Origin of the sequence: Streptomyces sp. BR123, from assembly GCF_013401435.1 — a bacterium.
Classification (GTDB): domain Bacteria; phylum Actinomycetota; class Actinomycetes; order Streptomycetales; family Streptomycetaceae; genus Streptomyces.
The window spans coordinates 1-4,692 of sequence record NZ_JACBGN010000422.1 but is presented as its reverse complement, the minus strand read 5'-3'; the positions used below and the strand labels follow the sequence as shown (position 1 = coordinate 4,692).

Annotated in this window: 4 protein-coding genes; 2 read left to right on the top strand and 2 right to left on the bottom strand. The window is 77.3% G+C overall.

Annotated elements, in window-relative coordinates:
• Positions 1–111: 111 nt before the first annotated feature.
• Both HYE82_RS34155 and HYE82_RS34150 read right to left on the bottom strand, forming a co-directional pair.
• Entirely contained in the window at positions 112–2,361 is a 2,250-nt protein-coding gene (locus HYE82_RS34155) for a phage holin family protein (RefSeq protein ID WP_179178107.1), read from the bottom strand.
• A gap of 175 nt (positions 2,362–2,536) precedes the next feature.
• Positions 2,537–2,941, bottom strand: a complete 405-nt coding sequence (locus tag HYE82_RS34150; protein WP_179178106.1) for a recombinase family protein — start codon at positions 2,939–2,941, stop codon at positions 2,537–2,539.
• Positions 2,942–3,194: 253 nt separating this feature from the next.
• Here HYE82_RS34150 and HYE82_RS34145 point away from each other — a divergent pair, with 253 nt between their 5' ends.
• Both HYE82_RS34145 and HYE82_RS34140 read left to right on the top strand, forming a co-directional pair.
• Positions 3,195–3,971 (top strand): MBL fold metallo-hydrolase, encoded by a 777-nt coding sequence (locus HYE82_RS34145; RefSeq protein WP_179178105.1) that lies wholly within the window; start codon positions 3,195–3,197, stop codon positions 3,969–3,971.
• Between the two features lie 65 nt (positions 3,972–4,036).
• Positions 4,037–4,636 carry a VTT domain-containing protein gene (locus tag HYE82_RS34140; protein WP_309144547.1) on the top strand — a complete coding sequence of 200 codons (600 nt, stop codon included), beginning with the start codon at positions 4,037–4,039 and terminating at the stop codon, positions 4,634–4,636.
• Positions 4,637–4,692: the final 56 nt, after the last annotated feature.

Sequence of the window (4,692 nt, the reverse complement as noted above, 5' to 3'; positions counted from 1 at the left end):
GGCCTCGGGGGCCGGGGCCATGACAGGGGTGGTGCTCACGGGTCGCGCCTCGGGTGTTTCACATGCCGGACAGGTCGACACATGCTCCGGTACGGTGCGGGCCCCGCCAAATCAGTGGCTTTCGTCCGGCACGGGCACCCCTGCGGACGGAAAGATTCCGCTCGACGGGCCCTGAGACCGCGGATCCTTCACCCCCGCCTCCGCGGGTGCTGCCGCCCCGCCCGGCTCCGCGGCCTCCGCGGGCGCCGGAGCCGCAGCCTCCGCGACCGCTGCCGTCGCGGCCTCGGCAGCCCCAGCCGCTGCCGTCGTCGCCGACGTCGGGGCCGTCCGGGCCGGTTCCAGCGGTACCTGCGGCCCGTCCAGCTCCCGGAGCCAGCCCCGCAGGACGCGGTGCACGGCCTCCGCGCCCACCAGGACCGGCGGGTCCGGATCCGACAGGTCCGCCGGCCACATCAGGAACGCCTCCCCCTGCTCCCCGCCCAGGCCGCCGTGCGAGCCGACCTGCTCCTCGAACGCGTGCACCTGCCCCGTCAGCGGGTCGTACGCGGAGTTCACCATGATGTCGGGGAGGTGCGGGAAGCCGTCGCTGCGCCGGACCGCCTCGGCCGCACCCGGCCCGAACGGGGCCAGCAGGGCCTCCGCCTCCCCCGGCGCGGCCAGTCGGGCCGCCGCCCCGCCCGGGCCCATGACCACCCCGTCCACCAGCAGGAACCCGATGCCCGGATGGTTGGCCAGGGTCGGCAGCAGCGCCGGATGCGCCCGCTCGATCCGCTCCCGTGAGGCCCGGCCGCGGATGTCCGGGAAGGAGATCACCCCGAGGTTGCCCGAGGCCAGCACCACCGGCTCCCGGCGGCCCGGCCGGGGCTGCTCCTCCTCGCCCTCCTCCACGGGCCGGTGCAGGGCCGCCAGCACGGCCGCCCGGGCCTCGGCCCCGCTGGGGGTACCGCCGGCCCGGCGGGAGACGGGCAGCCCGCAGCCCGCCCGGACCAGGTCCTTCAAGGTCAGCCCGTACCGGCTCAGGAAGGTCTCCCCCGGGCTCTGCCCGTGGTCCGACAGCAGCACGATCCGGTAGGTGCGCGGCGCGTGCTCGGCGACCCGCGCGAGGAGGGCGAGGCTGCGGTCGAGCCGGGCCAGCACCTGGTCGGTGTCCCGGCCGCGCGGGCCCGAGTGGTGGGCGACCTCGTCGTACCCGACCAGGTCCGCGTAGATCGCGGAGCGCCCGGCGAGCATGTCACCGATCACCGCGGCCACGACCACATCGCGTTCGACGACCGTCGCGAAGGCCCGGATCAGCGGGTACAGGCCGCCCCGGGACACCCGGGGGCCGTCGCCGCGCAGCCGTGCCCGTACCGACTGGACGGTCTCCCGGCAGACCTCGGCGACGAAGGACACCGCGGTGCGGACGGCGTTCGCCGGGTCGGAGAAGTACGCGAAGTAGCCGGCCCGCGAGCGGTTGGCCCGGCCCCGGCGGGCCGAGACCGACAGCACCAGGGCCAGCTGGTCGGCGCCGCCGCTGAACAGGTTGCCGCGGCTGGCCCCGTCCAGGGTGAGCAGCCCGCCGTTGCCGGTGCGGGCGACGGCCCGGCGCTGGAGTTCGGCGGCGCTGGTGGGCCGGTTGCAGACCATCACCTCGCCGCTCTCCTTCTCGTACCAGCGGAAGGCGGGCACGTCGAAGGCGGAGCCGTGCAGGATGCCGAGCTGGCTGGCGCCGGTCTGGCTGGACCAGTCGGTGCGCCAGGGCATGATGCGGTGGCCGTGCTCCAGCCAGTCGGCCACCGTCGGCATCACCCCGGCCGCCGCTGCCTCGCACAGCACCCGGTGGCCGACGCCGTCGAGCTGGACGAAGAGCAGGCCCGGCGGCGTCGGCCGGGCGCCGTCCGCGCCCGTCCCGCGCCGGCGTCGGCGCCGCCGGTCAGCGAGCCGGTAGAGCCGCCGCCGGTACGCCTCGTCGTCGCGGACCGCGAGCGCGGTCGAGGTCGCCGAGGCCACGGCCGACATCACCGCGGCCACCACCACCGCGGTCTCGGGGGCCGCCTCCCCGTGCCCGGAGGGGATCAGGCGGAGCGCCATCAGCAGCAGGGACCCGTTGAGGAAGAACACCAGCGCGCCCAGCACCAGGGCCGGCACCAGCAGCAGGGCCCTGACCAGCAGCGGCCACACCAGGGCGCTCAGCAGGCCGAACGCTCCGGCGCCCCAGGCCGCGGTCAGCCCGACCCGGGTGATGCTCTCGCCGTCCCCGGACTGCAGCCGGAAGTCGGGCAGGATGCCGGCCAGCACCAGCATCGTCAGGGTGGACACCGCCCAGACCACGATCACGCGCAGCAGGGCGCCGCCCGAACTCCGCAACCGTCCTCGCCGCACGCCGCACCCGCCTCGTGTCTCCCCCGGCCACGACCGGGAAGCACCCCGGGCCCCGCGCACGCCGCCCGCGGTCCCCGCCGCCTCGTCCAGCGTCGCACAGCAGGCGCCGCAGCGCGGCCGGGTGCGGGGCAGCGGGGTCAGGTGCGGCGCAGCCGGTCAGATGGGGCGCGGGCCGTCAGGTGCCGTCGTAGCCGGCGGTCGGCATGGAGAGCCGGCGGTGCACCTCGGCCTTCATCGCGGAGGTGTAGTGCGGCTCGTCGAGCCCGGCGGTCTCCAGCCGTACGCCGCGCCGTCGGCACTCCGCCACGAACTCCTCGACGGAGCGCAGCGCCCGGGCGAGCACGCGGTGGTTGGGGGCGACGAACAGGTCGACCTGTCCGGCGTCGACGTCGTACCACAGCGCGCAGTGGTCGGGGCGCAGCCCGTAGACGAGCAGCTCCCTGGTGACGACGTAGCCCTGGTCGGCGGCCCAGCGGTCGCACATGGCGCGCTGGCTCCGGGTGTCCACGGCGAAGGGGTCCGTGTCCAGATCCTCGAGCGGGGCCAGGCTGGTGATCGCGGCCGCGCGCAGCTCATCCATGCCGCCCGACCCTACTCCGATCCGGGGCCCGGGAGGAGGGGTGCGGGCGGTTTCGGTTGCGGGCGCTCGTCCCGGGCAGCATCCGAGCGGGCTCCGTGGAGTCCGGTGCGGTACGGCGCCGCGCGGGGGCGTCGGGGAACTGCGCGACCGGCCCCACCGGCCCGCGGTTCCACGACCGGTCTTCCGGCGGAGCGCTTAGGCTCGTGGGGTGCGGCCCGTGCGGGGCGGGGCCGCGACAGGACGGGGGTGCCGGATGCCGGTGGAGATCGTCTGGTGGGGGCATGCCGCGTGCACGGTGGAGGACTCCGGGGTGCGGGTGCTCACGGACCCGCTGTTCGCCCGGCGGCTGGCGCACCTGCGCAGGCGGCGGGGGGCGCTGCCGCCGGCCGAGGCGGCCCGGGCGGACGTGGCGGTGGTGTCGCACCTGCACGCCGACCACCTGCACCTGCCCTCGCTGGCCCGGCTGGCGCCGGGGACCCGGCTGGTCGTCCCGCGGGGGGCGCGGCAGGCGGTGCCGGGGCTCGCGCGGCTGGCCGGGGTGCGGTCCCTGACGGTGACGGAGATGGTCCCGGGGGACGAGGTGGGCGTGGGCCCCGGGGTCACGGTACGGGCGGTCAGTGCGCGGCACGACGGGCGGCGGCTGCCGTTCGGGCCGCATCTGGCGCCGGCCCTCGGGTACGTGGTGCAGGGCGCGCGGCGGACGTACTTCGCCGGGGACACCGGGCTGTTCGCGTCGATGGCCGAGGAGGTCGGGCCGGTGGACGTGGCGCTGCTGCCGGTGGGCGGCTGGGGCCCGTACCTGGGGCCCGGGCACCTGGACGCGGCCCGGGCTGCCCGGGCCCTGGCCGCGCTGGCGCCGGCCGCGGCGGTGCCGGTGCACTACGGGACGTACTGGCCGATCGGGCTGGACGCGGTGCGGCCCCACGAGTTCCACGCGCCGGGCGAGGACTTCCTGCGGCACGCGGGACGGCTGGCACCGAGGACGGCGGTCCGGGTGCCCGGGCACGGGGAGCGGGTGCGGCTGCCGTGACGGGGTCCGGGCTCGCGGCGGCGACGGCCCCGGCGGCTGCGGCGGTTGCGGCGGCGGTCGGGCGGGTGCCGCAGGACAGCACACAGCAGGCGGTCGGCTACCCGGCGCTGTTCGTGCTGGTGGCACTGGGCGCGCTGGTGCCCGTGGTACCGACGGGGGCGCTGGTGAGCTCCGCGGCGGTGGTGGCGTTCCATCAGCAGGCGCCGCCGGTGGGGGTGCCGGCGGTGTTCGCGGTGGCCGCGGTGGCGGCGTTCACCGGGGACATCACCCTCTACTGGCTCGGGCAGCGCGGGGTGCGCTCCCCGGGCGGCTCGCGGTGGGTGGAGGCGCTGCGCGCGCGGGCCGCGCCGGAGCGGCTGGACCAGGCCCGGGCGCGGCTGGACGACCACGGGGTACTGGTGCTGGTGCTGTCCCGGCTGGTTCCGGCGGGCCGGATCCCGGTGATGCTGGCCTGCCTGCTGGCGCAGCTGCCGCTGGGCCGGTTCGCCCGGGGCGACCTGCCGGCCTGCCTGGCCTGGGCGGCGACGTACGGGCTGATCGGGATCGTGGGCGGGTCGCTGTTCGCGGAGCCGTGGAAGGGCGTGGTGGCGGCGGTGGCGCTGGCCCTGCTGGTCAGTGCGGCGCCGGCGGTGTGGCGCCGGCTGCGGCCGCCGGAGCCGGAGTGACGGGGCCGGAGTGACGGGGCCGGGGGCAGGACGGCGGTCGGGACTGCGGGCGGGAC